Source organism: Tepidiphilus sp. HLB4, from assembly GCF_054823945.1.
The window spans coordinates 1-25,732 of sequence record NZ_JSYB01000093.1 but is presented as its reverse complement, the minus strand read 5'-3'; the positions used below and the strand labels follow the sequence as shown (position 1 = coordinate 25,732).

The 25,732-nt window shown below is 68.6% G+C and carries 25 protein-coding genes, 1 tRNA gene, 1 pseudogene and 1 CRISPR repeat array; of the genes and pseudogenes, 15 read left to right on the top strand and 12 right to left on the bottom strand.

Features of this window, described 5'->3' with window-relative positions:
* Nucleotides 1–59: 59 nt before the first annotated feature.
* A CRISPR array of direct repeats spans nt 60–454; the repeat unit is 29 nt; unit sequence GCCTCCCCCGCGTGCGCGGGGATCGACCC.
* Between the two features lie 26 nt (nt 455–480).
* Both OA56_RS10680 and OA56_RS10675 read left to right on the top strand, forming a co-directional pair.
* Nucleotides 481–648, top strand: a complete 168-nt coding sequence (locus tag OA56_RS10680; RefSeq protein WP_461585232.1) for a hypothetical protein — start codon at nt 481–483, stop codon at nt 646–648.
* Nucleotides 649–934: 286 nt separating this feature from the next.
* A complete protein-coding gene (locus OA56_RS10675; RefSeq protein ID WP_461585230.1) occupies nt 935–1,453 on the top strand; it encodes a glycoside hydrolase family 108 protein in 519 nt (172 codons plus the stop codon).
* Between the two features lie 120 nt (nt 1,454–1,573).
* Here OA56_RS10675 and ubiB read toward each other — a convergent pair whose 3' ends face one another.
* Nucleotides 1,574–3,100, bottom strand: coding sequence for a ubiquinone biosynthesis regulatory protein kinase UbiB (gene ubiB, locus OA56_RS10670; RefSeq protein WP_461585234.1), 1,527 nt, complete (start codon nt 3,098–3,100; stop codon nt 1,574–1,576).
* A 111-nt stretch (nt 3,101–3,211) separates the two neighbouring features.
* Here ubiB and argS point away from each other — a divergent pair, with 111 nt between their 5' ends.
* From argS to pdxH, 6 genes are all read left to right on the top strand, one after another.
* Nucleotides 3,212–4,999 (top strand): arginine--tRNA ligase, encoded by a 1,788-nt coding sequence (argS, locus tag OA56_RS10665; protein ID WP_461585228.1) that lies wholly within the window; start codon nt 3,212–3,214, stop codon nt 4,997–4,999.
* Between the two features lie 16 nt (nt 5,000–5,015).
* A complete protein-coding gene (locus OA56_RS10660; RefSeq protein WP_461585226.1) occupies nt 5,016–5,624 on the top strand; it encodes an SPOR domain-containing protein in 609 nt (202 codons plus the stop codon).
* Between the two features lie 15 nt (nt 5,625–5,639).
* On the top strand, nt 5,640–6,278 hold the full coding sequence (locus OA56_RS10655) for a thiol:disulfide interchange protein DsbA/DsbL (RefSeq protein WP_198288995.1): 639 nt from the start codon (nt 5,640–5,642) through the stop codon (nt 6,276–6,278).
* A gap of 101 nt (nt 6,279–6,379) precedes the next feature.
* Nucleotides 6,380–7,642, top strand: coding sequence for a tyrosine--tRNA ligase (gene tyrS / locus OA56_RS10650; RefSeq protein WP_461585224.1), 1,263 nt, complete (start codon nt 6,380–6,382; stop codon nt 7,640–7,642).
* Nucleotides 7,639–9,135, top strand: coding sequence for a YifB family Mg chelatase-like AAA ATPase (locus OA56_RS10645; protein WP_055423128.1), 1,497 nt, complete (start codon nt 7,639–7,641; stop codon nt 9,133–9,135). The genes tyrS and OA56_RS10645 overlap by 4 nt, the downstream gene beginning before the upstream one ends.
* A gap of 11 nt (nt 9,136–9,146) precedes the next feature.
* Nucleotides 9,147–9,791, top strand: a complete 645-nt coding sequence (gene pdxH / locus OA56_RS10640; RefSeq protein WP_055423129.1) for a pyridoxamine 5'-phosphate oxidase — start codon at nt 9,147–9,149, stop codon at nt 9,789–9,791.
* Nucleotides 9,792–9,808: 17 nt separating this feature from the next.
* On the opposite strand, the gene OA56_RS10635 is transcribed toward pdxH, so the two are convergent.
* The 8 genes and pseudogenes from OA56_RS10635 to thiS all read right to left on the bottom strand — a co-directional run bounded on the left by OA56_RS10635 (nt 9,809) and on the right by thiS (nt 17,072).
* Nucleotides 9,809–10,477, bottom strand: a complete 669-nt coding sequence (locus tag OA56_RS10635) for an EAL domain-containing protein (RefSeq protein ID WP_461585221.1) — start codon at nt 10,475–10,477, stop codon at nt 9,809–9,811.
* Between the two features lie 131 nt (nt 10,478–10,608).
* Nucleotides 10,609–11,805, bottom strand: a pseudogene (locus OA56_RS10630) (GGDEF domain-containing protein); the annotation flags it as partial.
* Entirely contained in the window at nt 11,802–12,674 is an 873-nt protein-coding gene (locus OA56_RS10625; RefSeq protein WP_461585219.1) for a phosphate/phosphite/phosphonate ABC transporter substrate-binding protein, read from the bottom strand. The pseudogene OA56_RS10630 and the gene OA56_RS10625, both read right to left, overlap by 4 nt.
* A gap of 49 nt (nt 12,675–12,723) precedes the next feature.
* Nucleotides 12,724–13,329, bottom strand: coding sequence for a carbonic anhydrase (locus OA56_RS10620; RefSeq protein WP_141055610.1), 606 nt, complete (start codon nt 13,327–13,329; stop codon nt 12,724–12,726).
* Nucleotides 13,330–13,343: 14 nt separating this feature from the next.
* Entirely contained in the window at nt 13,344–15,182 is a 1,839-nt protein-coding gene (sppA, locus tag OA56_RS10615; protein WP_461585216.1) for a signal peptide peptidase SppA, read from the bottom strand.
* A 99-nt stretch (nt 15,183–15,281) separates the two neighbouring features.
* Nucleotides 15,282–16,019 (bottom strand): tRNA (guanosine(46)-N7)-methyltransferase TrmB, encoded by a 738-nt coding sequence (trmB, locus tag OA56_RS10610; RefSeq protein WP_461585214.1) that lies wholly within the window; start codon nt 16,017–16,019, stop codon nt 15,282–15,284.
* Nucleotides 16,016–16,825 carry a thiazole synthase gene (locus OA56_RS10605; protein ID WP_055423135.1) on the bottom strand — a complete coding sequence of 270 codons (810 nt, stop codon included), beginning with the start codon at nt 16,823–16,825 and terminating at the stop codon, nt 16,016–16,018. Before OA56_RS10605 ends, trmB begins: the two co-directional genes overlap by 4 nt.
* A 22-nt stretch (nt 16,826–16,847) precedes the next feature.
* Entirely contained in the window at nt 16,848–17,072 is a 225-nt protein-coding gene (thiS, locus tag OA56_RS10600) for a sulfur carrier protein ThiS (RefSeq protein ID WP_082438366.1), read from the bottom strand.
* 96 nt (nt 17,073–17,168) lie between these two features.
* Here thiS and OA56_RS10595 point away from each other — a divergent pair, with 96 nt between their 5' ends.
* The 3 genes from OA56_RS10595 to OA56_RS10585 all read left to right on the top strand — a co-directional run bounded on the left by OA56_RS10595 (nt 17,169) and on the right by OA56_RS10585 (nt 18,913).
* On the top strand, nt 17,169–17,777 hold the full coding sequence (locus tag OA56_RS10595) for a DUF6088 family protein (protein WP_461585211.1): 609 nt from the start codon (nt 17,169–17,171) through the stop codon (nt 17,775–17,777).
* Entirely contained in the window at nt 17,770–18,792 is a 1,023-nt protein-coding gene (locus OA56_RS10590) for a nucleotidyl transferase AbiEii/AbiGii toxin family protein (RefSeq protein ID WP_055423137.1), read from the top strand. Before OA56_RS10595 ends, OA56_RS10590 begins: the two co-directional genes overlap by 8 nt.
* 47 nt (nt 18,793–18,839) lie before the next feature.
* Nucleotides 18,840–18,913: transfer RNA gene (locus tag OA56_RS10585), tRNA-Gly, on the top strand.
* Nucleotides 18,914–18,959: 46 nt separating this feature from the next.
* Here the strand turns inward: OA56_RS10585 and OA56_RS10580 are convergent.
* The gene (locus OA56_RS10580; RefSeq protein WP_461585208.1) at nt 18,960–19,466 is read right to left on the bottom strand and encodes a flavin reductase family protein; all 507 of its coding nucleotides are present in this window, start codon (nt 19,464–19,466) and stop codon (nt 18,960–18,962) included.
* Between the two features lie 68 nt (nt 19,467–19,534).
* On the opposite strand from OA56_RS10580, the gene mutY reads away from it, so the two are divergent.
* The 4 genes from mutY to OA56_RS10560 all read left to right on the top strand — a co-directional run bounded on the left by mutY (nt 19,535) and on the right by OA56_RS10560 (nt 23,699).
* The gene (gene mutY, locus OA56_RS10575; RefSeq protein WP_461585206.1) at nt 19,535–20,740 is read left to right on the top strand and encodes an A/G-specific adenine glycosylase; all 1,206 of its coding nucleotides are present in this window, start codon (nt 19,535–19,537) and stop codon (nt 20,738–20,740) included.
* A gap of 124 nt (nt 20,741–20,864) precedes the next feature.
* A complete protein-coding gene (locus OA56_RS10570; RefSeq protein WP_461585204.1) occupies nt 20,865–21,422 on the top strand; it encodes a methylated-DNA--[protein]-cysteine S-methyltransferase in 558 nt (185 codons plus the stop codon).
* Nucleotides 21,415–22,605 (top strand): ATP-grasp domain-containing protein, encoded by a 1,191-nt coding sequence (locus tag OA56_RS10565; protein WP_461585202.1) that lies wholly within the window; start codon nt 21,415–21,417, stop codon nt 22,603–22,605. The genes OA56_RS10570 and OA56_RS10565 overlap by 8 nt, the downstream gene beginning before the upstream one ends.
* Nucleotides 22,602–23,699, top strand: a complete 1,098-nt coding sequence (locus tag OA56_RS10560) for a phosphoserine transaminase (RefSeq protein WP_142804142.1) — start codon at nt 22,602–22,604, stop codon at nt 23,697–23,699. The genes OA56_RS10565 and OA56_RS10560 overlap by 4 nt, the downstream gene beginning before the upstream one ends.
* Nucleotides 23,700–23,720: 21 nt before the next feature.
* On the opposite strand, the gene OA56_RS10555 is transcribed toward OA56_RS10560, so the two are convergent.
* Nucleotides 23,721–24,881, bottom strand: coding sequence for an ABC transporter substrate-binding protein (locus tag OA56_RS10555; RefSeq protein ID WP_461585199.1), 1,161 nt, complete (start codon nt 24,879–24,881; stop codon nt 23,721–23,723).
* A gap of 34 nt (nt 24,882–24,915) precedes the next feature.
* Nucleotides 24,916–25,732, bottom strand: an 817-nt coding sequence (locus tag OA56_RS10550) for a branched-chain amino acid ABC transporter permease (protein WP_461585197.1), incomplete at its 5' end; no start/stop codon positions are given.

The window sequence follows — 25,732 nt, the reverse complement described above, 5'->3', positions numbered from 1 at the left end:
CTCCCCCGCGTGCGCGGGGATCGACCCTCCACGCCAGTGAAGCGGTGGTAAGGCTTCTGGCCTCCCCCGCGTGCGCGGGGATCGACCTTTTGGTGCCGTGCATGTAAAGCTGCATCTGGAGCCTCCCCCGCGTGCGCGGGGATCGACCCATGCCGGGACGCAGACGGCATTGAATGGCTGGGCCTCCCCCGCGTGCGCGGGGATCGACCCTACTTGGTGGCCCGTGGAGTTCCAGCGTCGAAGCCTCCCCCGCGTGCGCGGGGATCGACCCAGCATTCTTGAAGACGGCGACCAGGGCGAGCTGCCTCCCCCGCGTGCGCGGGGATCGACCCGGGATATGGGGCCGGAGCTGCTGGCCCACCTAGCCTCCCCCGCGTGCGCGGGGATCGACCCGTGCGGTCAGCGGCGGCGATCTCGGTTACGCCGCCTCCCCCGCGTGCGCGGGGATGAACCGCAAATCTTGCGCCATACTATGGCCTCATGGATACTGTGCTTGCCATCGCCGCCGCGCTCCTCATCGCAGCCATCGCTTGCTTGCTCGCGCCGCTGCTGCCGTGGTGGGGCCTCATCGCCGCCTGCATCGCGCTCGTTTTGCTCGTGCCGGCAGCCGTTGGGGTTGCCGCCGGCTTTATCCAGCGGCGCTTTTGAGCTTTTGCGCCGCGATCTTTACAAACCGCAAGAAGTCCCCTGTAGCCATGCGCTCGGCCCCCGCGCGTGTTCCCCGCGTGCGCGGGGATGAACCTTGATGTGGGATACCACCAGCACCGACGACTACGTGTTCCCGATCCACTGAAGGACATCCACGCCGAGATCGATGTGCTCGTCTCGGCCGCGCTGGTGGGCATCTCCGGCCATATGGGTAGCCGTGCGCTGTACCAGTTCGAGCGCTGGGCGCACAAGTGCGCCTCGACAACGCCAGCACCAAGGAGCGGCCATGAACGCCATCGACACGATCCTCGACGAAATCATCCGCCGCGAAGGCGGCTACGTGAATCACCCGGCCGACCGGGGCGGGCCGACGAACTTCGGCATCACGGCGCAGACGCTGGGGGCATGGCGCAAGCTGGGTCGCCCGGCCACCGCCGCTGAGGTGAAGGCGCTCACCGAGCCCGAGGCGCGTGCCATCTACCGCCAGCAGTACCTCACCGATCCTGGCTTCGAGGCCATCACCGATGCGGCGCTGCTGCGCCTCATAGTCGATTCCGCCGTGCATTCCGGGCCGAAGCGCGCGGTGCAGTGGCTGCAAACCGCACTGGGCGTCGCCGCCGATGGCGTCATCGGTCCCAAGACCCGCGCCGCACTCGCACAAGCCGACCCAAGGGCGCTCTACGCCAAGGTGCTGGGCCAGCGTCTGCGCCATCTCGGGCGGCTGATCACCAATGATCCCAAGCAGTCGGCGTTCGCCGCTGGCTGGATGAACCGCATGGCCGAATTCGTGGAGGGCATGGTATGACCCCGCTACTGACCACCTTGGTGCCGGGCCTGTTCGACGTCGGCAGCCGCCTGACCATGCTGATGGCGATCTCTTTCGGGGACCACTATAGCCGGAAAACCCACCCGAGAAACGCCAGATTCACCCCTTCAACCACCACCCCGCCGCGAACGCCGCCACCCCTAGCAGTACCCATAGCAGCCGCTCGTGGCGGCGTCCGGCGGCTTCGCGTCTGGCGCTTCGCTGGCGCAGTTTTTCCCGCTCGCGCTCGGCGAGCCGCTCGCTGAGGTCGCGGTGCATGAGGCGCGGCAGCTGCGGCAGGATCTTCGCCCATTGGGGGGCTTCTTCTTCGAGCTGGCGGCGTAGCGCGCGCCAGCCGACCTGCTCGCTCATCCAGCGCTCAAGAAAAGGCTTGGCGGTCTGCCACAGGTCGAGCTCGGGGTCGAGCTGGCGGCCCAGACCTTCGATGTTCAGCAGCGTCTTTTGCAGCAGCACGAGCTGGGGCTGCACTTCCATCTCGAAGCGCCGGGCGGTCTGGAAGAGGCGCAGCAGTGTCTTGCCAAAGGAGATGTCCTTGAGCGGACGGTCGAAGATGGGTTCGCACACGGCGCGGATCGCGCCCTCGAATTCGTCGACGCGCACGTGCGGCGGCACCCAGCCGGCCTCGAGGTGAGCGATGGCCACGCGCCGGTAGTCGCGCTTGAAGAAGGCGAGGAAGTTCTGCGCGAGGTAGTTCTTGTCTTCGTCGGCGAGGGTGCCGACGATGCCGAAATCGAGCGCGATGTAGCGGCCGTCGTCGGCCACGAGGATGTTGCCGGGGTGCATGTCGGCGTGGAAGAATCCGTCGCGGAAGACCTGGGTGAAGAAGATCTCCACGCCCATGGCCGAGAGGCGCTTGAGGTCGATCCCCTTGGCGCGCAGCGTCTCGATCTGGGAGATGGGAGTGCCGACCATGCGCTGCATCACCATCACTTCGCGCCCGCAATAGTCCCAATAGACTTCGGGCACGAGCAGCATGTCGCTGCCGGCGAAGTTGCGCCGCAGCTGTGAGCAGTTGGCTGCCTCGCGGATGAGGTCGAGCTCGTCGTGCAGCGATTTGGCGAATTCCGCCACCACTTCGCGCGGCTTGAGCCGCCGGCTCTCGGGCCACAGCGCTTCGAGGAGCCGCGCGGCGGTGTCCATGAGCGCGAGGTCGTGCTCGATCACCGGGGCGATGCCCGGGCGCAGGATCTTGACGGCCACCTGCGTGCCGTCGAAGAGTTCGGCGAAGTGCACCTGCGCCACCGAGGCCGAGGCCACGGGGTCGCGCTCGAAGCGGGCGAACACGGATTCGAGCGGCTTGCCGTAGTGCGCTTCCAGCAGCGCCCGCGCCTGCTCGCTGGGGAAGGGGGGGACGCGATCCTGCAGGAGGGCGAGCTCGTCGGCGATGTCGGGCGGGATGAGGTCGCGGCGGGTGGAGAGCATCTGGCCGAACTTGACGAAGATCGGCCCGAGCGATTCGAGTGCCCGGCGCAGGCGCACGCCGCGGGGTACGGCGCTGCGCCGCCAGAAGAAGAGCCGGCGCCACCAGCGCGTCAAACGCCCCGAAGTGTCGGCTTGGGCAACGATCTCGTCGAGCGCGTAGGCATAGACGATCCAGAAGATGCGGGTCAGGCGCAGCAGGCGCACGGCGGCGACGTTCCACGGGTTGGCCAACGTCCAAGATTAGCGCAAATCGGCACGTTTCGGGCAGAGGGGAGGGCTATAATTGCAGTTTGACGATCGCAGAACCGAGTCATGATGAGCCAAGATCCCTCCGCCTTGCCTGTATCCGATCCCAAAGTGCTGCTGGCCGCGCTGCTGCGCCAGGCGCTGATGGCGGTGTTGCCGCAGTACGCCCATCTGCCGCTCACGCTCGAGCGTCCGAAAGTGGCGAGCCATGGCGACTGGGCAAGCAACATTGCCTTGCAGTTCGCCCGCCAGATCAAGCGCAATCCGCGCGAGCTCGCCCAGGAGATCGTTCGTGAGATCACGCCGCACCCTTGGGTAGCCAAGGTGGAGGTGGCCGGTCCCGGCTTCATCAATTTCACGCTCGCGCCGGCGGCGAAGAACGCAGTGGTGCCGCAGGTGCTCGCGCGCGGGGTGCGCTACGGGGCGGGGGAATCCACCGGGCGGCGCATCCTGGTGGAATTCGTCTCGGCCAACCCCACGGGGCCGCTGCACGTCGGCCACGGGCGCGGGGCGGCCTACGGGGCGGCGCTCTCGGACGTGCTCGCCTTTGCTGGCCACACCGTCGAGCGCGAGTACTACGTGAACGACGCCGGCCGGCAGATGGACATCCTCGCGCTCTCCACCTGGCTGCGCTATCTCGAGCGTTTCGGCATCCGCGTCCCCTTCCCGAGCAACGCCTATCAGGGGCGCTACGTCATCGACATGGCAGCCACCATTGCCGAGCGCCATGGCGATCGCTTCGCCAGGGTGCGCGCCGAGGACGTGCTGGCGGGTACGCCGGGCGAACCCGATCCCGAGCGCACCGACCCGCAGGCCGTGGAGCAGCGCGAGCGGCACCTCGATCAGCTCATCGCCAACGCCAAGCGCCTGTTGGGCGAGGATTACGCCTGGATCCACGAGTTCGCGCTCGCCGAGCAGTTGGGCGACTGCCGTGACGATCTGGCCGAGTTCGGGGTGCGGTTCGACCGCTGGTTCTCGGAGAAGAGCCTCTACGACACGGGGATGGTCGAGCGCGCGGTGGAGACCCTGAAGCAGCGCGGCTATCTCTACGAGCAGGACGGCGCCTGGTGGTTTCGCTCCACCGACTTCGGCGACGACAAGGATCGCGTGGTGCGCCGTGAAAACGGTAGTTACACCTATTTCGCCTCCGACATCGCGTACCATTGGAACAAGTACGAACGCGGCTACGATCTGATGATCGACATCTGGGGGGCGGATCACCACGGCTACATCCCGCGCGTGCGCGCGGCGATCCAGGCGCTGGGGCTCGATCCGGAGAAGTTCGAGGTGGCGCTGGTGCAGTTCGCCGTGCTCTACCGCAATGGCGAGAAAGTGTCGATGTCGACGCGCGCCGGCGAGTTCGTCACGCTGCGCCAGTTGCGCGCCGAGGTGGGTAACGACGCCTGCCGCTTCTTCTACGTGTTGCGCAAGTGCGACCAGCACCTCGATTTCGACCTCGATCTGGCCAAGAAGCAGTCGAACGAGAACCCGGTCTATTACGTCCAGTATGCGCACGCGCGCATCTGCTCGGTGCTGCGCGAGTGGGGCGGGGCGATGGAGGATCTGTGCGAGGCCGACGCGTCGCTGCTCACGAGCGAACCGGCGCTCGCGCTGTGCGTGCGCCTTCAGGCCTTCCCCGAAGTGGTGCAGGCGGCGGCTGCCGAGCGTGCGCCGCATCACATCGCGTTCTATCTGAAGGATCTGGCGGCCGACTTCCACGCCTGGTACAACGTCGAGCGCATCCTGGTGGAAGAAGAGCCGCTGCGCCTGGCGCGGCTGGCGCTCGCGGCGGCGGTGAAGACGGTGCTCGCCACGGGATTGGGGCTGCTGGGGGTTTCGGCGCCGGAGTCGATGTGAGGGGAAGATGATGGGGATGCCGCGGTTTCGCCGTAGAGGAGGAAAAGAGGAGGGCGGGACGCTGCTCGGTATCCTCCTCGGTTTGGCGCTGGGCGCGATTCTCGCTTTCGGGATCGCGTGGTGGTTTACCCGCAATGCCCCGTTCCCCGGCCAGACGTCGGCGGAAAAAAACCAGGGAACCCCGGCGGGCACGACGCCGGCCGAGACGAAGTTCGATTTCTACAAAGTCTTGCCCGAAGGGTGGAACGGCAACGACGGGAAAACCCAGAAACCCGCCGAACCGCCGAAGGCGGCCGAAACCAAAACGCCGCCGCAGCCGGCCACCGTGGTGCCGACGCCTCCGGTGACGCCGCAGGTCGCCGCCATCGCGCCTGAGCCGCCGAAACCGCAAGGCACGGAGCGGCTCTACTGGCAGATAGGGGCTTTCGCCACCGAGAAAGAGGCGAGTCGCGTGCGCGCCGAGCTGGCGATGGCTGGTATCACCTCTACGGTGGAACCGGCCAGGATGCCCGATGGTCGTACGCTCTACCGGGTGCGCGCCGGCCCCTACCGCAGTCAGGATGAGGCGCAGGCGGCGCGGGCCCGGCTGTTGGCGGCGGGTTATGCCCCGACGCTGGTCAAATGAGGAGCGACGAGGACGATGAAGAAAGAAAGTATCGACCGTAGGCGGTTTCTGCAGGCTCTGGGCCTGTTCGCCTTGGCCGGGGTCGGCAGCGCCGCCCGGGCCCAGGAGGGCAAGACCTTCGTGGAGCTCTCCCCGGCTCAGCCCACCCTTGCCGGCAAGATCGAGGTGATCGAGTTCTTCCACTACGGCTGCCCGCATTGCCGCCATCTCGATCCGCTGGTGGAAGGATGGAAGAAGACTTTGGGCGGAGACGTGGCGTTTCATCGCTCGCCCGTGATCTGGGGGCAGGGAGCGCTCGCGGGCCTGGCGCGGCTGTATTTCTCGCTCGAGGCGACGGGGCAGCTCGAGGCGCTGCATCCGAAGATCTTCGCGGCGGTGCAGGACGAGCGTCGTCTCGTCTACGACCGCGACGGCGCGCGCGCCTGGGTGCAGGAAAACGGCGGCGACGGCAAGGCGGTCTATGACGCCTGGACTTCTTTCGGCGTGGAGACGCGCGTGAAGGAATCCGATGCGCGCGCCCGCGCCTACAAAATCGACGGGGTGCCGACCCTGGCAGTAGGGGGGCGCTACCTCACTTCCGCCTCGCTCACGGGCAGCCACGAGGCGGCGCTCAAGGAAGTCGACCGGCTGATCGCCCAGCTGCGCCGCGGCTGAGGGGCAAGTTTCGCCCTTCGCCGCGCTTTCGTGGGAAAATCGGGTCTTTCCCATGAACGGGGCGGGGCGAATCGTCCTGCCGGCGACGAGGACGTAGACGGATGGACGTATTGGAGGATTTGCGCGCGCGCGGCCTGATCGCGCAGACGACCGATTTCCCGGCGCTGCAGCAGCGCCTGCAGGAAGGGCGGATCACGCTCTACTGCGGTTTCGACCCTACCGCCGACAGCCTGCATCTGGGGCACCTCGTGCCGGTGCTGGTGCTGCGCCGCTTCCAGCAGGCGGGGCACCGGCCGATCGCCCTGGTGGGCGGGGCGACCGGCATGATCGGCGACCCGAGCTTCAAGGCCAACGAACGCAAGCTCAATTCGCTCGACGTGGTGGCGCAGTGGAGCGAGCGCATCCAGCACCAGCTCGAGCCCTTCCTTTCCTTCGAGGGGGGCAACCCCGCGATCCTGGCGAACAACTACGACTGGTTCGGCCGCATGAACGTGCTCGACTTCCTGCGCGAGGTCGGCAAGCACTTCTCGGTGAACGCCATGATCAAGAAGGAGGCGGTGCAGCAGCGCCTGGCGCGCGACGAGGTGGGCATCTCCTTCACCGAGTTCGCCTACAGCCTGCTGCAGGCCTACGATTTCGTCGAACTCTACCGCCGCCACGGCTGCCTCTTGCAGATCGGCGGCTCGGATCAGTGGGGCAACATCACCGCCGGCATCGACCTGGTGCGGCGTCTGTGCCGCGCCGAAGTCTATGGACTGACGCTGCCGCTGGTGACCAAGGCCGACGGCACGAAGTTCGGCAAGACCGAATCCGGCGCGGTGTGGCTCGACCCGCGCAAGACCTCGCCCTACAAGTTCTATCAGTTCTGGCTCAATACGGCCGACGCCGACGTCTACAAGTTCCTGCGCTACTTCACCTTCCTTTCGGTCGAGGCGATCGCGGCGATCGAGGAGGAGGACCGGCAGCGCGAGCGGCCTCAGGCGCAGCGCCTGCTCGCCGAGGAAGTGACGCGGCTGGTGCACGGGCCCGAGGCCCTGCGTGCGGCCGAGCGCATCAGCGCGGCGCTCTTCTCCGGCTCGCTCGAAGCGCTCACGGAAGAAGACTATGCGCAGCTTGCGCTGGACGGCATGCCCAGCGTGGCCCTGTCGCGCGAGCAAAGCGGCCTGGTGGATGCGCTGGTGGCCGCGGGGCTGGCGAAGTCGAAGAGCGAGGCGCGCACCTTCATCAGCAGCGGCGCGGTGGCGGTCAATGGCGTGAAGGTCACGGCGCTGGACGCGGTGATCGGTGACGCCGACCGGCGCTTCGGACGCTACACGGTGCTGCAGCGCGGCAAGAAAAACCACTGCCTGATCGTCTGGGGATGAACCTCGCCACGGTGCTCACGCGCGCGGCCACCGGCGTCGACACGGCGCGGGTGGCGGTGGAGGTGCATCTGGCCAATGGGCTGCCCGCGTTCAACCTGGTGGGTCTGCCCGATGCCGAGGTGCGCGAGGCGCGGGAGCGGGTGCGCGCGGCGATCCTCACCGCCGGGCTGGAGTTTCCGCCGCGGCGCATCACGGTCAATCTCGCCCCGGCCGATCTGCCCAAGAGCGGCGGACGCTTCGACCTGCCCATCGCCGTGGGCCTGCTCGCGGCAAGCGGCCAGGTGCCGCCGTCGGTGCTCGCCGATCACGAATTCCACGGCGAACTGGGGCTGGACGCGAGCGTGCGGCCGGTGCGCGGCGTGCTTGCCGCGGCCCTGGCGGCGCGGCGCGAGGGAAGGCGCGTGGTGGTGCCGCGGGCGAACGCCCATGAGGCGTTGCGCGTGGGGGCGCAGACGGTGGCGGTGGCGTCGCTTGCCGAGCTCGTCGCCTGGCTGCGCGGCGAGCGCGAGCCGGCGCCGCCTGCGCCGATGGAAGAGGCCGCAAGCCCTGTCTGGCCGGACCTTGCCGAAGTCAAGGGGCAGGCAGGGGCGCGACGGGCGCTGGAGATCGCCGCGGCCGGCGGTCATTCCCTGCTCCTCTATGGGCCGCCGGGCACGGGCAAGTCGATGCTGGCGCAGCGCCTGCCGGGGCTCTTGCCGCCGATGACGGAAGAAGAGGCGATCGAAACCGCGGCGGTGTGGTCGAGCGATGGGCGCTTTACGCCGCAGCACTGGCGCGTGCGCCCCTTTCGCGCACCGCACCACAGCGCCTCGCCCGCGGCCATCGTGGGCGGTGTGGGCGGCGGCGGGGCGGTGCGCCCCGGCGAGATCTCGCTCGCGCACGGCGGCGTGCTCTTTCTCGACGAATTGCCGGAATTCGAGCGCCGGGTGCTGGAGGCGTTGCGCGAGCCGCTCGAGACGGGGCGGGTGGCGGTGGCGCGGGTGAAGGAGCGGGTGGAATACCCGGCGCGTTTCCAGCTGGTGGCAGCGATGAACCCTTGCCCCTGCGGCTACCTGGGCGATCCGTCCGGGCGCTGCCGCTGCACGCCGGCGCAGATCGAGCGCTACCACGCCAAGCTCTCCGGGCCCCTGCTCGACCGCATCGACCTGTGGGTGGAAGTGCCGCGCCTGCTGCCGGAGACGCTCGCCGCGGCCGCGCCGGGGGAGTCTTCGGCGCAAGTGCGCGCTCGGGTGCTCGCAGCGCGTGAGCGGCAACTGGCGCGCCAAGGCAAGGAGAATGCGCGCCTCTCCGGCAGCGAACTGGAAACGCACGGCAGGGCGGGCGAGCCGGCGCTGGCCTTGCTCGGGCGGGCGATGGCGCGGCTCGATCTCTCGGCGCGGGCCTACCACCGCATCCTGCGGCTCGCGCGCACCATCGCCGACCTGGCGGGCCATGAGACGATCGAGCCGGTGCACGTGGCCGAGGCCGTGCAGCTGCGCCGGCTGCCGTTCTAAAGGGAAACACCATGACGCGCATCGATCTGCGCCACGTGCGCCGCGAACACGACCGCGATACGCTCGACGAGGATCGCATCCATCCGGATCCCTTGATGCAGTTTCGCGCCTGGCTCGAGGAGGCGATCGACGCCGGCGTGCCGGAGCCGAATGCCATGACCGTGGCCACGGTAGATGAGCGCTGCCGCCCGTCGACGCGCCCCGTGCTCCTCAAGGAGGCCGACGAGCGCGGCCTCGTGTGGTACACGAACTATCTCAGCCGCAAGGGGCGCGAGCTGGAGCACCATCCCTTCGCCGCCCTGCAGTTCTTCTGGCCCGATCTGGAACGGGTGGTGCGCATCGAGGGTCGGGTCGAGAAGGTCTCGCCCGAGGAGTCGGACGCCTACTTCGCCCAGCGCCCCCTGGCGGCTCGCCTCGGCGCCTGGGCGAGCGAACAGAGCCAACCGATCGCCTCGCGCACCGAGATCGTGGAGCGAGCCGCCCGCTACGGGCTCAAGTTCGGCCTCAATCCGCCGCGCCCGCCGCATTGGGGCGGTTTTCGGCTGATTCCGGAGTATTGGGAATTCTGGCAGGGACGGCCCTCGCGCCTGCACGATCGCATCGCCTACCGCCCCGACGGCGCCGGGGGGTGGGTTCGCCAGCGTCTGGCGCCGTAGGTCATTCACGCCGCCCTTCAGAGCTCGGAGAGCGGCTGGGGTTTGTGCACCGCGTAGCCCTGCAGATAGTCCACGCCCAGCTCGCGCAGCGTTTCGATGATGGCGTCGTTTTCCACGAATTCGGCGATGGTGGTCATGCGCATGAGCCGCGCCAGGCTCACCATGGTCTGCACGATCACCCGGTCTTCGCGCCGCTCGTGCACGTGGCGCACGAACTGACCGTCGGCCTTGAGGTAATCGGCGGTGAAGCGGCGCAGATAGCCGAAGGAGGATGTGCCCGAGCCGAAGTCGTCGAGCGCGATCGCCGCGCCCAGGCCGCGCATCCGCGTGACGAAGGCCACCGCCACTTCCGTCTGCTCGATCACGGTGCTCTCGGTGATCTCGAAGACCAGACGCTCTGGCGGGATGCCGTGTTCGCGGATCAGGGCTTCGAGGTACTCGACCCAGCCTTCGTCCGAGAGCGTCTGCCCCGAGACGTTGAGGCTGATGACGTCGGCCGGCCACGGGCGATTCTCGGCGAGCCGCCGCCCCAGGTCTGCCATCACCTTGCGCACCACGATGCGGTCAATGCGCGGCATGAGCTGAAAGCGTTCGGCGGCGGAGAGGAATACGCCCGGCGTGAGCCGTTCCCCTCGCTCGGTGACCAGCCGCATGAGGATCTCGGCGTGCAGCCGGCCTTCGCCCACGGGAACGATGCGCTGCACCCAGGGTTCGAACGCCTCGGTGCGGATGGCGTTGAGGACACCGGCAGCAGCTCGATCTCACGGCGGCGCCGCTCCACCCAGGGATGGGTGGGGAGGTAATTGACGACGCGGTTGCCGCCGAGCTGCTTGGCGACGTAGCTGGCGATGTCGGCGGCGATCTTCAGGTCGGCCACGGTGGAGGGGACGCGGTCGGCGCGTACGAGTCCGATGCTCGCGGCCACCGTCAGGTTGAGGCCGTTGTCGGTGATGGGGTGGGCCAGGATCTTGGCGCCGATCTCCCGGGCGAGCGCCTCGTTGGGGCCGTCTTCGCTCGTGCCCACCCAGCAGGCGGCGAATTCGTCGGCGTCGTGGTGGGCGAGCACGGCCTGTTCGACGCGAGGGGGGATGATTTCCTGCATGAGTCGGGCGACGTCGCGCAGGACACGGTCTCCCGCCTCGTGGCCGCAGCTGTCATTGACGGCGGCGAAATGGTCGAGATCGATGGCACAGACCCAGACGCGGCCGGCGTCGTACTGTTGCAGGAGTTTGCCGAGCGCTTCGTCGAAGTAGATTCGGCTGTGCAGGCCGGTGAGCGCGTCGTATTCGATGCGGTGGCGCAGCTCGTCGATCCTTGCGGCTACGGCGTCGGCGAGCGCGTTGAGACTCTGCGCGAGCACGCTCACTTCGTCGCTGCCGCTTGCCTCGGCGCGGCGTGAGAGATCGCCCGCGGCGAGCGTGCGACTCAATTCGGCCAGCGCCGCGAGCCGCTGGCCGAGCCGCCGGGCAACCCCGTCGAGCAGCAGCCCACCCAAGGCGAGGGAGAAGAGCAGGAGCAAGGCAGTACTGAGGACGAGCCGCTCTCGGCCTGTCTCGAGAGGCGCGAGCGAAATGCCCAGCACGAGACTGCCGAACGAGATGGGTTCTCCTCCCAGGGTACTGGCGATGGCGTGGTGCCAGACGCGCACAGGCTGTCCATGCCATTCGAGTTTCGCGCCTGGGGGAGGGAGGGTTTGCGTGGAATCTTGCCAGCCGTAGGTGGCCACTGGTCGGCCGTCTTCGTCGAGGACGACGGCGAAGGCGATGGTCTCGCCGGCGAGGAGCGCTTCGAGCCGATCCTGCAACTGCTCGTAGTCGTGCGTGAGCAACGCCTGACGGGCGAGGGTGTCGAGCTGGCGCGTGTAGTGCTGCGCTTCCCGCTCGGCGGCGCGCGACAGGGCTTCGTCGAGCGCACGCCAATGGGCGTAGGTGAAGCCGGCGACGATGAGGAGCAGTACGGCGCCGGCAGCCAGCAGGATCTGGAGGCGGAAGGGGATGTGGCGGTACCAGTTCATCGTGAAAGCTCCGGCGGGGAGGCATACCGTCGATCTAGGTCCGGCAGGAAGGGGGCCATCTCGGCGAAGTCGGCTTCGGTGATGGGGACGAAGCGGCGGTAACCCGTGTCCGCGAAGAAGCGGCGTCCCGCCTCGGTTTCATGGAACGAGAGGAGCGCGGCGCGAAAGCGCGTGCGCAGCGCCTCGGGCAGGGCACGGCGGGCCGCGGCCATGAGGTGCGGCACGTCGGGACCGAAGGCCACGGCCTGCAGCGAAGGGTACTTGGCGCGGAACTGGCCATAGACCGTGTTGGCGACGATGGCGTAATCGACGCTGCCGTTGGCGAGCGCCTGCAGCGAGGCACCGTGCGAGGCGGTGAGCACGAGGGTAAAGTTGCGCTGCGGCACGAGTCCCAGGCGGGTTAGGGTTTCGCGGGCGACGAGGGAGACGATGGAATCCGGGTCGCCTAGGGCGATGCGCCGTCCGCGCAGGGCCTCGGCTTCGGGCGCGGGCGTGGCGTTGCGCCCCACGAGGATCGCCGACATGCGCACTTCGTACTTGGCTTCGAGCTCCCAGTCGCCGCGCCCGGCGAGCCAGACGGCGATATGCGGCGGCATGATGGCCAGATCGAATTCACCGGCCAGGAGCGCCTTGGTATAGGCATCGTAGGTGGGGCGGGTGGAGAAACGCAGCGGCCGACCCAGCGCCTGGGCGAGCGTGTCGAGCAGCCTTTTGTGCAAGGTGAGCAGGACCTCGGCCGTGCGAAAGGGCTGGATGCCGAAGCGCAGGGGTTGCGCTTCCTCGGCGCGCGCGCAGCCCAGCGCGCCCAGCGCCACGGCGGCGAGCAGGCCCAGCGTGCGCCGGCGAAAAGGGTCGAGGGGCAGTTCCATGATGCCTCATTGTAGAAGACGCCGGCATGCCGCGCCAGCCGGATTCGATTCAGCAAGGTCCGCGCAAGACGCCCAGATCTTCGAGGAGCCCGTCGCCGACGTCGTAGATCCAGCCGTGCAGCATGGGGCCTTCGCCGCGATCCCAGGCGCGGCGGATGACGGGGTTCTGCGCCAGGCGCTCGATCTGGGTGACGACGTTGAGGCGCACGAGGCGGTTGGTGCGCTCCGGTTCGGGCAAGGCGTCGAGCTCGGCGCGGTGCTGCAGGTAGAGTTCGCGGATGGGATGCACCCAGTGCTGGACGAGCTCGGGGGCGTCGGCGCGGATGGCGGCCTTGACGCCGCCGCAGTCGGAATGCCCGACGATGAGGATGTGGCGCACTTGCAGGCGGGCGACGGCGAATTCGATGGTCGCCGCACAGCTCAGGTCGGCCGCCTGCACCTGGTTGGCGATGTTGCGATGCACGAAGACTTCGCCGGCGGTGAGTCCGATGAGTTCGTTCGCGGGCACGCGGGCGTCCGAGCAGCCGATCCAGAAGAATTCCGGCTGATGGATGTTTTTCAGGCGCTCGAAGAAGAGGGGGTCGCGCGCACGCATGGCCTCGGCCCAGGCGCGGTTGTTGGCGATCAAGGCGTCGATTTCAGGGGGACGGAGCATGGGGGATCCTTTCTTCAAGGCGCGGCGCACAGACAATGGGCATAGAGGCCGCGGCGGTCATCGAAGGCTCGAAGCAGGCGGCGCGGTTCGGCGAGCGACACGCCCGGCGGGAGCAGCCCCAGCGATTGCAGGCGGCTGTCGAACTCGTCGCTGCGCCCTTCGAAGAGCAGTTTCATGAGCACGTCGCGGGCGGAGAGTGGCGGCAGCAGCCAGCGAGCCGGCGCCTGCGGGAGCTTGGCGCGTTCGCGGGCCCGATCGAGGGCCGCGTCCAGCCCGCCGAGGGTGTCGACCAGGCCGAGCTTCTGGCCCGTCTCGCCGAGCCACACGCGTCCCTGGGCGATCGGATCGACCTCGGTTTCCGAGATCTTGCGCCCCTCGGACACGACGGCGAGGAATCGGCGATAGCCGTGTTCGATCTCGGCTTGCACGGCGCGGGCCACGGGATCGGCGAGCGGCACGCGCGGGTCCAGCCCGTCGGCGAAGGGTCCGGTCTTGACGCCGTCGGTGTGCACGGAGAGTTTGTCGAGCAGCCCCGCCGCCTCCGGGAAGAGGGCGAAGATGCCGATGGAGCCGGTGAGGGTGAAGCGGTCGGCGAAGATTTCGTCGGCGGCCGAGGCGATCCAGTAGCCGCCGGAGGCGGCCGTGCCGCTCATGGAAACGATCACCGGCTTGCCGGCCGCTTTCACGCGCAGCACGGCACGGCGGATGCGCTCGGCGGCGAAGGCGCTGCCGCCGGGGGTGTCGAGGCGCAGCACCACGGCCTTGATGGTCTCATCCTCAGCCGCCTCGTCGAGCCGATCGACGATGCTATCGGCTGCGGCGAGCCCATCGCGCGGCGGTCCGTCGATGAGGGTGCCCTGGATGGGCAGCAGGGCCACCACCGGGGCTTTGGCGGCGGGCAGGGCCGGCGCGGTGGCGTACAGATAATCGTCGAAAGCCACTTCTTCGGCCTGGTTTCCTTCGCGCCCATACCGTTCGAGGAGCCCGTCGTGCCAGTCTTCGTAGCCTTGGAGCTGGTCGACGAGGCGCTCGGCCTGGGCCGCCTTGGCCGAGTCGCCTTCGTGTGCGGCGAGCACCTCGTCGTAACGCTCGCTGTAGCGGCGCAGCACGGCAGGCGCGAGCGAGCGATCGCGGGCGAGGTCGTCGAGCAGGCGCTGCCAGATGCCGCCGATCAGGTCTTGGGTGACCTCGCGCTCTTCGGGCGACATGTCGTTGCGCGTGAAGGGTTCGACGAAGGACTTGTGCTTGCCCACGCGGAAGGCGTGCACCCGCACGCCGAGGCGGTCGAACGCGTCGCGGAAATAGTTCTGGGTGACGGCCACGCCCGGCAGCAGCACCATGCCCTCGGGGTCGAGCGTGACTTCTTGCGCCGCAGCAGCGAGGTAGTAGGCTTTCTGCGGCAGAACGTCGCCGTAGGCGTATACCGGCTTACCGGCCTGGCGCAGCCGGGCGATCGCCCCGCGCAGCTCTTCGATTTGGGCAAACGATGCTCCGCCCAGGCGGCTGAGGTCGAGCGCCACCGCGAGCACGCGCTCGTCGCGGCGGGCGCGATCGAGCGCATCCAGCACGTCGCGCAGCACAAGGGGAGCCGGGCCCGGTTCGAGCGAGCGCAGTGAACGCAGCCCGTCGGGCAGCGGCGGCTGCTCTACGAGGTCGCCGTCGAGCGCGAGCGTGAGTACGAAGCGCGGCGGCAGCTTGAGGACCGGTTCCCATTGGCTGATCAGCAGTGCCGCGACGAAGACGAGCACCGCGAGGCCGATGGCGATCCGGCCAAGGAATTCGACGAGGCGCAGCGGCAGCAGGATCAGCCAGCGCAGCGCCCGCCACAGGGCGCGAAAGGGGCGAAAACTCATGGTTGGACTCCTCCCTGCGGACGGGGGGATGGGCAATGGAAGTTCGGACACCGCGTCACGCGCACGGATCGCTGCCTGGTGTCGTGCCGGGAGGTTCGCTCATTCATGGGCGGGTGCTTGCATGGGCGGCGCTTCGGCGCGGCGGCGATAGACGAAATCCCACACGCCATGCCCCAGGGCGCGGCCGCGGCGCTCGAACTTGGTCTCGGGGCGCCAGGAAGGCCGCTCGGTGGGATCGGGGTGGATCGATTCCAGGCGCGGTTCGGCCGAGAGCACCTCTTCCATCCATTGGGCGTATTCTTCCCAGTCGGTGGCGCAGTGCAGGTAGCCGCCGGGAGCGAGCCGCTCGGCGGCTAGCGCAACGAAGCCGGGCTGGACGATGCGGCGCTTGTGATGGCGCTTTTTCGGCCAGGGATCGGGGAAGAAGAGGTGGATGCCGGCGAGCGTTCCCGGGGCGATCATGTGTTCGAGCACTTCGAGCGCGTCGTGCTGGATGACGCGCAGGTTGGTGAGCCCCTGGGTCTCGATGAGGTTCAGGAGATTGCCCACGCCGGGACCGTGCACCTCGACAGCGAGGAAATCGCTGCCGGGGTTGGCCGCAGCGATTCTGGCCGTGGTCTCGCCCATGCCCGAGCCGATCTCGAGCACGAGCGGGGCGCTGCGGCCGAAGATGCTAGGCGCATCGAGGGGCTCGGGGCGATAAGGAAGGCCCCAACGCGGCAGCAGGGTGTCGAGGGCGCGGCGCTGCGCTTCCGTGAGCCGCCCTTGGCGCAGCACGAAGGTGCGGATGCTGCGGGTGGAGAGATGCCCGCGCTCTGCGTCGAGTGCCTGCGTCATGGCGTGGGCCTGCCGATGACGCCGGTGAGCGGCGAGCTGGGGTCGGCGGCGTAGAACTTGCGCGGCATGCGCCCGGCGCGGTAGGCTTCGCGCCCGGCTTCCACCGCCAGACGCATGGCGCGCGCCATGCGCACCGGGTCGCCGGCGTGCGCGATGGCGGTGTTGGTGAGCACGCCGTCGCAACCCAGCTCCATGGCAATGGCCGCGTCGGAAGCCGTGCCTACGCCCGCGTCGACGATCACCGGCACGCGGATGCGCTCGAGGATGAGGCGCAGGTTCCAGGGATTGAGGATGCCCATGCCCGAACCGATGAGGGAGGCGAGCGGCATGATGGCCACGCAGCCCATCTCTTCGAGCAGCTTCGCCTGGATGGGATCGTCGGAGCAGTAGACCATCACTTGGAACCCTTCGGCCACCAGCCGCTCGGCGGCTTTGAGCGTTTCGGGCATGTTGGGATAGAGCGTTTCGGCATCGCCCAGCACTTCGAGCTTGACCAGGGTGTGCCCGTCGAGGAGCTCGCGCGCGAGCCGTAGCGTGCGCACGGCCTCTTCGGCCGTGTAGCAACCGGCGGTGTTGGGCAGAAGAGTGAAGCGCTCGGGCGGAAGATAGTCGAGGAGATTGGGCTCGTCCGGGTTCTGGCCGAGATTGACGCGGCGGATCGCCACGGTGACGATCTCGGCGCCGGAGGCTTCGATCGCCTCGCGCGTCTGGGTGAAGTCGCGGTATTTGCCGGTGCCCACCAGCAGGCGGGAGCGGAAGCGGCGGGCGCCGAGCGTGAGGAAGTCGGTATCTTCGGGTTCGGTCATGATGGGGTCGGGAAGGAAGGGTTTAGCCGCCGCCCACGGCGACCACGATTTCGAGCACGTCGCCTTCGGCGAGGGTGGTTTGGGCGTGGAGGCTGCGGGGGACGATCTCGCCGTTGCGCTCGACGGCGACGCGCTTGCCCGCCCAGCCGCGGGCGGCGAGCAGCTCGGCGATCGTCGTACCGGCGGACAGGGTGAGGCGCTCGCCGTTGACGCGGCAGGTGAGGGTTTGGGGGATTTCGTCAGGCATGGTGAAAAGTTTAGCACGGTCGACTGGAGACTTTTTGCAGGATTGCTTTTTGTTGGATATTTTGCTATTTTTTCTGACACGAAGGGATTCCTTGCCATGAACACCGCACAAGCCATCCGCGAGCGTATCGCTGCCCAGCCTGCAGAAGAACCATTCACCCCCGCCCTGTTCGCGGGCTTGGGGTCGCGCGCGGCCATCGACCAGACGCTGATGCGCTTGACCCGGCAAGGGGTGATCGAGCGCATCGGTCGTGGGCTCTACATCGTTCCCAAGGTAAGCCGGTTCGGACTCAAGAGCATGCCCTCGCCCGAAGCGGTGGCCAGGGTGGTAGCCGAGGGCGCCCCCATCGAAGTCCATGGGGCCGAAGCGGCCCGGCGTTTTGGGCTCAGCACGCAGGTTCCAGCTCAACCCGTTTTCTACACGACAGGCTCTTCGCGCACCGTGCGCTTGGGCAATCTGCGCGTGCGGTTGCAGCACGTGGCGGCACGCAAGCTGGTGCTTGCCGGGCGTCCGGCAGGGCAGGCCTTGGCTGCCTTATGGTATCTCGGGCGAGAGCACGTGAGTCCGGACACCATCGGGCAGATTGCCGCCAGACTGCCGCCCGACGAGTTCGAGGCGCTACGCCGTGTCAAGTCTTCGATGCCGGCCTGGATGGTCGAAGCGCTGCGCCGCTACGAAGAACGCAGCGCACAGTCCCATGGCTGAATCGTACTTTGCGCTATCTCTTGACGATCAGGCCGACCTGCTGCGGGCCTTGGCGTCCCGGATGGGTCGTCGCGCCGAGATTCTCGAAAAGGATCTCTGGCTGTGCCAGGTGCTCGGCATTCTCTTTCGGCTGCCGTGCCGCAAGTCCATGGCATTCAAGGGCGGAACTTCGCTCTCCAAGGTCTACAAAGTCATCGAGCGCTTTTCGGAAGACATCGATGTCACGATCGACTACCGTAGCCTGATCGCGGATGCGCCCGACCTGGAATCGATCACCACCAACAGCCAGCGCCGCAAGCTGTCTGATACCTTACAAGCGGCACTCGCGGCGCACGTGCGCGACGATCTGTTGCCCGCGTTGCAGTCGGCGCTTGCCTCGTCATTGCCCGGTCATCCCCTCTCTTTTCAGCTGAGCGAGGACGCCGAGAAACTGTGGGTGTTCTACCCCAGTGCTGTCGAGAAGGCGGATGCTTATGTGCGTCCGAGCATCTTGATCGAGTTTGGCGGCCGCAACTCGACCTGGCCTCGAGCACCACAGACGATCGTGCCCGATATCGCGAAATATGTCCCCGGCCTGGATCTGCCGCGGGCGCAGGTGGTTGTGTTGTCGGCCGTGCGTACCTTTTGGGAAAAAGCCACCCTGATCCATGTCGAATGCCACCGGCCACAGCCCCGGGCCGGAGCCGAGCGGCTCTCGCGCCATTGGTATGATCTGGCTTGCTTGGCCGATCATGAGATCGGCCGACAGGCCGTGGAGGATATGGGCTTGCTACGGGACGTCGTGCGCCTCAAAGCCACGTTTTACCGCAGCAGCCACAGTCATTACGAACGCTGTACTGCGGGAGGATTGCGCCTCGTCCCGCCCGAGCCCCTTCTCGGGGCGCTGCGGCGAGACTATCAGGCAATGCGGGATGCACAGATGTTCTACGGTGAGTCCTGGGCGTTCGAGGCGATCATCGAGCGGCTTCAAGCACTGGAAGACGAGATCAATCGTCGGGTGTCCGCAAGCCTTTGATCGAGCTTGCGCCGACGGCAGGCGCTCGGCTATAATTCACCGGATTCGCGGGTGTAGTTCAATGGTAGAACGGCAGCTTCCCAAGCTGCATACGAGGGTTCGATTCCCTTCACCCGCTCCACGTTCCTGCGTACCTTACAAGCCCGGCCTGCGCCGGGTTTTTTCGTCTACGGGGCGAGTTCCCGGTAGGCCCCGCCGAAGAAGACGAGCGGCTCACGGGCGAAGGCTGCGTGATGGCATACTTCGGCCAGAAACAGCAGGTGATCGCCGCCGTCGTGGCGTATCGCGTTGCGGCATTCGAAGTGGGCGCAGGCCCCGACGAGCAAGGGCGAGCCGAAAGGTCCGGGAAACCATTCCACGCCGGCGAAGCGGTCTTGCGCCGGGCCGGCGAAACGATCCGACAGCGCGCGCTGCCCGGCCGAGAGCAGCGAGATACCGAAGTGGGACGCTTCTTCGAACCACGGCAGCAGGCTCAGGCGCCGTGCCAGGCTGAAGACGACGAGCGGCGGCTCGAGCGAGACCGAGTTGAACGAATTGATGGTCAGCCCCAGGGGCGCCCCGTCGGGCGCGCGCGTGGTCAGCACGGCAATGCCGGTGGCGAACTGTCCCAAGGTGCGGCGCAGCTGCTGCGCATCCACAGTGGAAGGCGGAGAAACGGTCGCGGTTGAATCCATCTCGACGAACCTCTTGTCCGGCATGTGCCGGGTGCATGATGCCGAAACGAGAATGTATCGCAGAAACGATGACAGGCCAAGAGATCCCTTTCCTTCCTGAAAATTCCCTTGCCGCCGAAGCGGCCGAGACCTTCGCCGTTCGCCTGGTGGACTGGCAGCGGCGCTGTGGCCGGCGCGATCTTCCTTGGCAGGGGAGCGACCCGTACCGCGTGTGGCTCTCGGAAGTGATGCTGCAGCAGACGCAGGTGCGCACGGTGCTGCCGTATTTCGCCCGCTTCGTGGCGCGTTTTCCCACGGTGGAGGCCTTGGCGGCGGCGCCGCTCGACGAAGTGCTGGCGCTGTGGAGTGGGCTGGGCTACTACGCCCGCGCGCGGCACCTGCTCGCCGCCGCCCGCCTGTGGGTGGCGCGCTGGCCGGGTTCCTGTCCCCAAGGGGCGCAGGAATGGGTGCAGCTGCCGGGCGTGGGACGCTCGACGGCGGCGGCGATCGCGGCGTTCGTGCAGGGCGAGCGGGTGCCGATTCTCGATGGCAACGTGCAGCGGGTGCTGTGCCGTCTCTTCGCCGTGGAAGAAGACCCGCGCGCGGCGGCCACGGCGGGCCGGCTGTGGGATCTGGCCCAAGCTCTGCTGCCGCACGATTCTGACGACATGCCAGCCTATACTCAGGGCATGATGGACCTGGGCGCGCTGGTGTGCACCCGGTCGCGGCCGCGGTGCGACGTGTGTCCGGTGGTCGATCTGTGCGCCGCGCACCGTCAGGGAATTGCGGCTGAACTGCCGCGAAAACGGGCGCGCGCGCCGGTGCCGGAGCAGGATCTGCGCTGGGGCTGGTACGAGGAGGACGGAGCGGTCTGGCTCGTGCGCCGCGCGCCGCAGGGCATCTGGGGCGGGTTGTGGTGTCTGCCGCAGGAAGACCAGGCCCCGTCCGGCGCATGGCGCGCAGCCGGAGAGATCGCCCGGCTCACCCACCGCCTGACGCATTTCACCCTGAAGATCACCGTGACGCGCTACCTGCCCCAGGCGCCACGGGCGGTGGAACCCGCTGCGGCATGGGGAGAAGAGGCGCGCTGCCTTGCGCCCGCCGACGCGCTGGCGTTGGGGGTGCCGCAACCGCTGCGGCGGCTGCTGGAGCGGGCGGTAGATTCGCTGGCCGAGTCCGGTAACGAAGGCGAACGCCGCATCGGCGTGGCCAAGGGCAAGTTTGAGGTTCTGGAGCGCATCGACGGGCACGACAAGGAAATCGAGCGTCTGCTCCGGGGAGGGGGAAAGCCATAACGCGATGCGGCAGGGATCGTGCTATGTTCGTACGAATGAAGGAGCCGATCATCCATGGTCTGGCGTGGCGTATTGAGTAGGGAGCGCGCGGCGCGCAAGAATATGTGGCTCAAAGGAGGGAGTGATGCAACAATCCGATCCGGCCTTTCTCTGCCTGTCGCCGCCCTCGTTTCGACAGCGCCATGCCGGCGTGCCCCTGCGCTACGGGGTGATCGGCTCGCCGTTCGGGGCGCTCTTGCTGGCGCTCGCGCCGGATGGGGTGTGCCGCGCGGAGTTTCTGGAGGAGGGCGAGTCGCCGCAGGATAAGCTCGGCACCTGGCAGGCGCGCTGGCCGTGGGCCCTCTGGGCGCCGCTTGCCGCGGCCGAATGCGCGGCGCTGGAAGAACGCTTCCTTGCGCGGAACCTGCCGGTGGCGGTGGAGGGCACGCCTTTTCGCGGCCTGCTGTGGCGCACGCTGCGCACGTGCACCGCTGCCGGGCAGACGTGCTCGTATGGCGAGCTGGCGGCGCGGCTGGGCCCTCCGCGCCTGGCGCTGGCCGTGGGGCAGGCGCTGGCGGCCAATCCCGTGGCCTGGCTCATCCCCTGCCACCGGGTGCTCGATGCCGGCGGCGGCCTGCGCGGTTTTCGCTGGGGGCTCGAGCGCAAGCGGGCGATGCTCGAGTGGGAGGAGAAGAGTGTCTGAACCGCAAGCAGGCTATCTCGGCCTGGCGCCCTTTCTGCGCGCGAGCCTGGGGGAGGGGGATCTGCCGGCGCTCGCCCGGCAGTGGCTCGATCGGGCCGGGCGGGAGGACACGGCGGCGGCGTGGATGAACCTTGCCACGGCGCTCTTGTGCCTGGGGCAGACGCAGACGGCGCTCGCGGCCCAGCGCGAGGCGCTCTCTCGCGCGCGCACCTATGCGCTGCCGGGGCCGGACGAGCCGGCGCCGCGGCTCTTGCTGCTGGCGCTGCCGGGGCCGCTGTCGGCGAATACGCCGCTCGACTGCCTGCTGGAGGGGCAGGGGCTGCAGCTGGTGGTGCATTTCGTGGACCCGGCCGTGCCGCTTGCCGAGGCGTTGCCGGAGCACGACGCGCTGATGCTGGCGATGGGGGTGAGCGAGGCGGCGTTGCCGGTGCTCGCGGCGCTGCAGGAGCGGCTCGCCGGCTGGCCGCGCCCGGTGTTGAACCCGCCGGCGGCGATCCGGCGCACGGAGCGTGCGACGCTGAGCCGCCTGCTCGCGGACGCGCCGGGGGTGCTCATGCCGCCGACGCGGCGCGTGCCGCGCGCGCTCCTGGAGTCGGCCGCGGCGGCCGGTGCCTGGCCCGAGGGGCTGGAGGCGCCGCCTTTTCTACTGCGTCCGCCCGATTCGCAGGGCGGGCATGGTCTGGCGAGGATCGGCACGGCCGCCGAGCTCGCCGCGTATCTCGCGGCGCAGCCGGAGGGGGAATTCTTCCTCACGCGCTACGTCGACTATGCCGGACCGGACGGGCGTTTCCGCAAGATCCGGGTGGCGCTGGTGGGCGGGCAGGCGTTTCCGGTGCATCTGGCGGTGTCGGAGCACTGGATGGTGCATTACGTCAATGCCGGCATGTACGGCGATGCCGCCAAGCGGGCGGAGGAGGCGGCGTTCTTTCGCGCTTTCCCCGAGTTCGCCCAAAGGCATGCGCCGGCGCTCTCGGCGCTCTCCGAACGGCTGGGGCTCGATTACGTGTGCGTGGATCTGGCCGAGACGGCCGATGGGCGGCTGCTGATCTTCGAGGCCGATCCGGCGATGGTGGCGCACGCCATGGAGCCGGGGGCGGAATTCGCCTACCGGCGCGAGGGGATCGCGCCGCTGCGCGAGGCCTTCGTCGGCTGGGTGCGGGTGAGGAGGGAGGGGTGGGGATGACGCTGTCGGCGAACGCGCGCAATTTTTCCGGCGGGCCCGGGGCCTTGCCCGAGACGGTGCTTGTGCAGTTGCGCGAGGCGATGATCGCGGTGCCGGAGGTGGGGCTGTCGGTGCTGGGCATCAGCCATCGTTCGGACTGGTTCGCGGCGGTGGTGGCGGAAGTGGAGACGCGGCTCAAGGCGCTGCTCGCGCTGCCGCCGGATTTTCACGTGCTGCTGCTGCAGGGTGGCGGGACGCTGCAGTTCGCCATGGTGCCGCTCGCGCTCGCGCGGGGCGCCGACGTGCCGGCGGAGTATCTGCATACGGGCTATTGGAGCGGCAAGGCGATCGCCGAGGCGAGGAAACTCGCCCCGGTTCGGGTGGTGTGGCGCGGCGAGACCGAGGGGTTTTCCCGGCTGCCGGACGACGAAGAACTCGTCTTCGATGCGCGCGCGCCCTATCTGCACGTGGTGACCAACGAGACGGTGGAGGGGCTGCAGTTCCACCGGCTGGTGGGGCTCGAGGAGGTGCCGCGGGTGGCGGACATGTCGTCCGACTTTCTCTCGCGCCCCTTCGATGCCGGCCGCTACGCGCTCATCTATGCCCATGCGCAGAAGAATCTCGGCCCGGCGGGGGTGACGGTGGTACTGGTGCGCGAGGCGGTGCTCGAGCGCGCCCCGGAGGGCTTGCCGGCCATGCTGGACTACCGCGCGCAGGCGCAGGCGCATTCCATCCTCAACACGCCGCCGGTGTTCGCCATCTATGCCGTGCTGCTGGTGCTGCGCTGGCTCATGGACGAGATCGGCGGGCTCGAGGCGATGGCGGCGATCAACCGTGCCAAGGCCGAGCGGCTCTATGGGGTACTCGACGCGAGCGAGGGTTTCTACCGCCCGCGGGCGCGGCGCGCGGATCGTTCGCTCATGAACGTGGTCTTCGATCTGCCGAGCGAAGCGCTGCGCGCGGCCTTCCTTGCCGAGGCGAACCGGGCGGGCTTTGCCGGCTTGGCCGGGCACCGCGCACTGGGCGGCATCCGTGTGTCGATCTACAACGCGGTGACGCTGGAGGCGGTCGAGGCGCTCGCTGACTTCATGGAGACGTTCCGGCGGCGGCATTAGGCAGTTCGGCCGGAGCGCGGCTCATTCGCTCGGCCCGTCCAGGCGCTCCAGCGACACCCAGCGTCCGTGCTCGATGCGGGTGAGTTCGCCGCCCGTGCGCTGACCGAGGTGGTCGGTGGGCGAGAAGCGGTAGCGCGGGCTGCCGAATAGGTCTCCGGGATAGTCGAGCCGCTCGAGCGCTTGGGCGATCGCTTCCGGCGTGGGCTCGGTCGCTGTGGCGATGGCGAGCACCAGCAGTTCGGCGGCGACGTAGCCCATGGCCGACCAGACGTTGGCTTCCGCCCCGTAGCGGGCGCGGTAGGCGTCGAGCCAGGCGAGCAGCTCGGGCGAGGCGCCCTCGCGATAGGGGATGCGGATGGGGTTGGTGACGCCGTAGAGCCCCTCGACGGCGGCTCCGCCCAGGGCGTGCGTCTGGTCCGAATAGGCCGAGGCCGAGGTGAGGAAGAGCGGCTTCCAGCCCATCTCGCTGGCCGTGCGCAGCAGGGCGACGGTTTCGCGCACCAGCGTGCCCAGCGCCACCAGTTCGCAGCCGGCCTCGCGCAGCCGCGCGATTTGGCCGGTGAAGTCGGTGGCGCCGCGCGCGTGCCGCGTTTCCTGGGTGAGGGAAAGCCCGGCGCGCTCGAGCCCGGCGCGCACGCCCGCGCTCACTTCTTCGCCGAATTCGTCGTCCTGAACCAGGGTGCACACGCGTCGCACCTGGGGATGGCGGCGCAGCACGGCGCGCACGGCGGGGTCCATGTAGCTGCGATAGGGCGCGTAGATCTGGAATTTCAGCGGATGCAGCGGCGCGTAGGTGGCTTCGTGCGGCGAGAAAGGGAAGAGATGCAGCCGGCCACGGCGCAGGATCTCGGGCATGGTCGCCAGCACCACCGGCGTGCCCAGGTTCGAGAGGAAGGCGATCGCGCCGTCGCGTTCGGTGAGTTTGCGCGCCGCGAGGATGGCGCGCTTGGGGTCGTAGCCGGTGTCTTCGACGAGCAGGCGCAGGGTGATTCCCGGCAGTTCGCCGCGTGCGTTCGCTTCGGCGAAACGCATTTCCATGCCGTTTTTCACCGGCACGCCCAGGAGCGCCGCCGGCCCCGAGAGATCGAGCAGCGCGCCGACGGTGAGCACCCGTTCGGCAGCGCGTACCGGGGCCATGGCCAAGGCGAGGAGGGCGATGACGGCAAAGAGGCGGGCGCGCATGATCTTCCTCGAAATTCTTCGAATGTCTGCGATTTTAGTCCATTTTACGGAAAACTGCGACGAAGACGACGGTCAGCCCCAGCACCAGGGGATCCCAGCCGCCGAGCGCGCCGACGAGGGGGCGCAGGCGGTCGGCGAGCTCGGGCAGGGCGACGAAGGCAAGGCTCGCGAGGATGATCCCGGCCGGATGGCGCAGGCCGCCGAGAAAGGCGATGACGAGGAGTTCGAAGGAGAGCGGAAGGGCGAACTGTTCCGGACTGATGAAACCCAGCGTCTGCGCGTAGGCCGCCCCGCCCAGCCCGCCGCACAGGCCGGAGGCGACGAAGGCGAGTTGGCGCAGACCGCCCACGTCCAGGCCGAGCGCGAGTGCTGCCTCCGGCGCCTGGGCAAGCGCACGCCAGGCGCGTCCGAGGGCGGCGCGATCGAGCCGGTACAGCAGCAGCACGGCAAGGCCGAGGCAGAGGGAGGAGAAAGCGAGCGCGACGCTCGCCTCGTCGAGAGCGTTCAGGGCTGGCGGGGCGACGAAGCGGCCGGCGGTGCCGCCGGTGAAGGCGACGGCGCGCATTGCCAGCACTTCGGCGATGACAGCGCAGGCCATGCTCGCGAGCGCGAGCGGCAGGCCCGAGAGGCGGCGCGCCGGCAGCGCCATGGCGGCTCCGGCGAGCGCCCCGGCCGCGGCGGCGGCCGCGAGCGCGAGCGGCAGCGAGCGGGGGGCGAGCGCGGCCCAGGTGTAGGCGCCGGCAGCCATCGCCGCGCCTTGCCCGAGACAGACCTGGCCGGCGCGCCCCTGCACCAGGGCGAGCCCCAGGGCGGCGGTGGCCATGGCACCAGCGAGGGCGAGCAGATGGGCG

What these genes read in the sequence shown, in the direction of transcription:
- tyrS (WP_461585224.1), top strand. Translation starts at nt 6,380, where the DNA reads ATGGACGTATTGGAGGATTTGCGCGCGCGCGGCCTGATCGCGCAGACG.
- OA56_RS10660 (WP_461585226.1), top strand. Translation starts at nt 5,016, where the DNA reads ATGCCGCGGTTTCGCCGTAGAGGAGGAAAAGAGGAGGGCGGGACGCTG.
- mutY (WP_461585206.1), top strand. Translation starts at nt 19,535, where the DNA reads ATGACAGGCCAAGAGATCCCTTTCCTTCCTGAAAATTCCCTTGCCGCC.
- OA56_RS10605 (WP_055423135.1), bottom strand. Translation starts at nt 16,825, where the DNA reads ATGACCGAACCCGAAGATACCGACTTCCTCACGCTCGGCGCCCGCCGC.
- OA56_RS10655 (WP_198288995.1), top strand. Translation starts at nt 5,640, where the DNA reads ATGAAGAAAGAAAGTATCGACCGTAGGCGGTTTCTGCAGGCTCTGGGC.
- argS (WP_461585228.1), top strand. Translation starts at nt 3,212, where the DNA reads ATGAGCCAAGATCCCTCCGCCTTGCCTGTATCCGATCCCAAAGTGCTG.
- OA56_RS10555 (WP_461585199.1), bottom strand. Translation starts at nt 24,881, where the DNA reads ATGCGCGCCCGCCTCTTTGCCGTCATCGCCCTCCTCGCCTTGGCCATG.
- thiS (WP_082438366.1), bottom strand. Translation starts at nt 17,072, where the DNA reads ATGCCTGACGAAATCCCCCAAACCCTCACCTGCCGCGTCAACGGCGAG.
- OA56_RS10625 (WP_461585219.1), bottom strand. Translation starts at nt 12,674, where the DNA reads ATGGAACTGCCCCTCGACCCTTTTCGCCGGCGCACGCTGGGCCTGCTC.
- trmB (WP_461585214.1), bottom strand. Translation starts at nt 16,019, where the DNA reads ATGACGCAGGCACTCGACGCAGAGCGCGGGCATCTCTCCACCCGCAGC.
- OA56_RS10570 (WP_461585204.1), top strand. Translation starts at nt 20,865, where the DNA reads ATGCAACAATCCGATCCGGCCTTTCTCTGCCTGTCGCCGCCCTCGTTT.
- OA56_RS10680 (WP_461585232.1), top strand. Translation starts at nt 481, where the DNA reads ATGGATACTGTGCTTGCCATCGCCGCCGCGCTCCTCATCGCAGCCATC.
- OA56_RS10595 (WP_461585211.1), top strand. Translation starts at nt 17,169, where the DNA reads ATGAACACCGCACAAGCCATCCGCGAGCGTATCGCTGCCCAGCCTGCA.
- OA56_RS10620 (WP_141055610.1), bottom strand. Translation starts at nt 13,329, where the DNA reads ATGCTCCGTCCCCCTGAAATCGACGCCTTGATCGCCAACAACCGCGCC.
- OA56_RS10645 (WP_055423128.1), top strand. Translation starts at nt 7,639, where the DNA reads ATGAACCTCGCCACGGTGCTCACGCGCGCGGCCACCGGCGTCGACACG.
- OA56_RS10590 (WP_055423137.1), top strand. Translation starts at nt 17,770, where the DNA reads ATGGCTGAATCGTACTTTGCGCTATCTCTTGACGATCAGGCCGACCTG.
- OA56_RS10560 (WP_142804142.1), top strand. Translation starts at nt 22,602, where the DNA reads ATGACGCTGTCGGCGAACGCGCGCAATTTTTCCGGCGGGCCCGGGGCC.
- sppA (WP_461585216.1), bottom strand. Translation starts at nt 15,182, where the DNA reads ATGAGTTTTCGCCCCTTTCGCGCCCTGTGGCGGGCGCTGCGCTGGCTG.
- OA56_RS10675 (WP_461585230.1), top strand. Translation starts at nt 935, where the DNA reads ATGAACGCCATCGACACGATCCTCGACGAAATCATCCGCCGCGAAGGC.
- OA56_RS10580 (WP_461585208.1), bottom strand. Translation starts at nt 19,466, where the DNA reads ATGGATTCAACCGCGACCGTTTCTCCGCCTTCCACTGTGGATGCGCAG.
- pdxH (WP_055423129.1), top strand. Translation starts at nt 9,147, where the DNA reads ATGACGCGCATCGATCTGCGCCACGTGCGCCGCGAACACGACCGCGAT.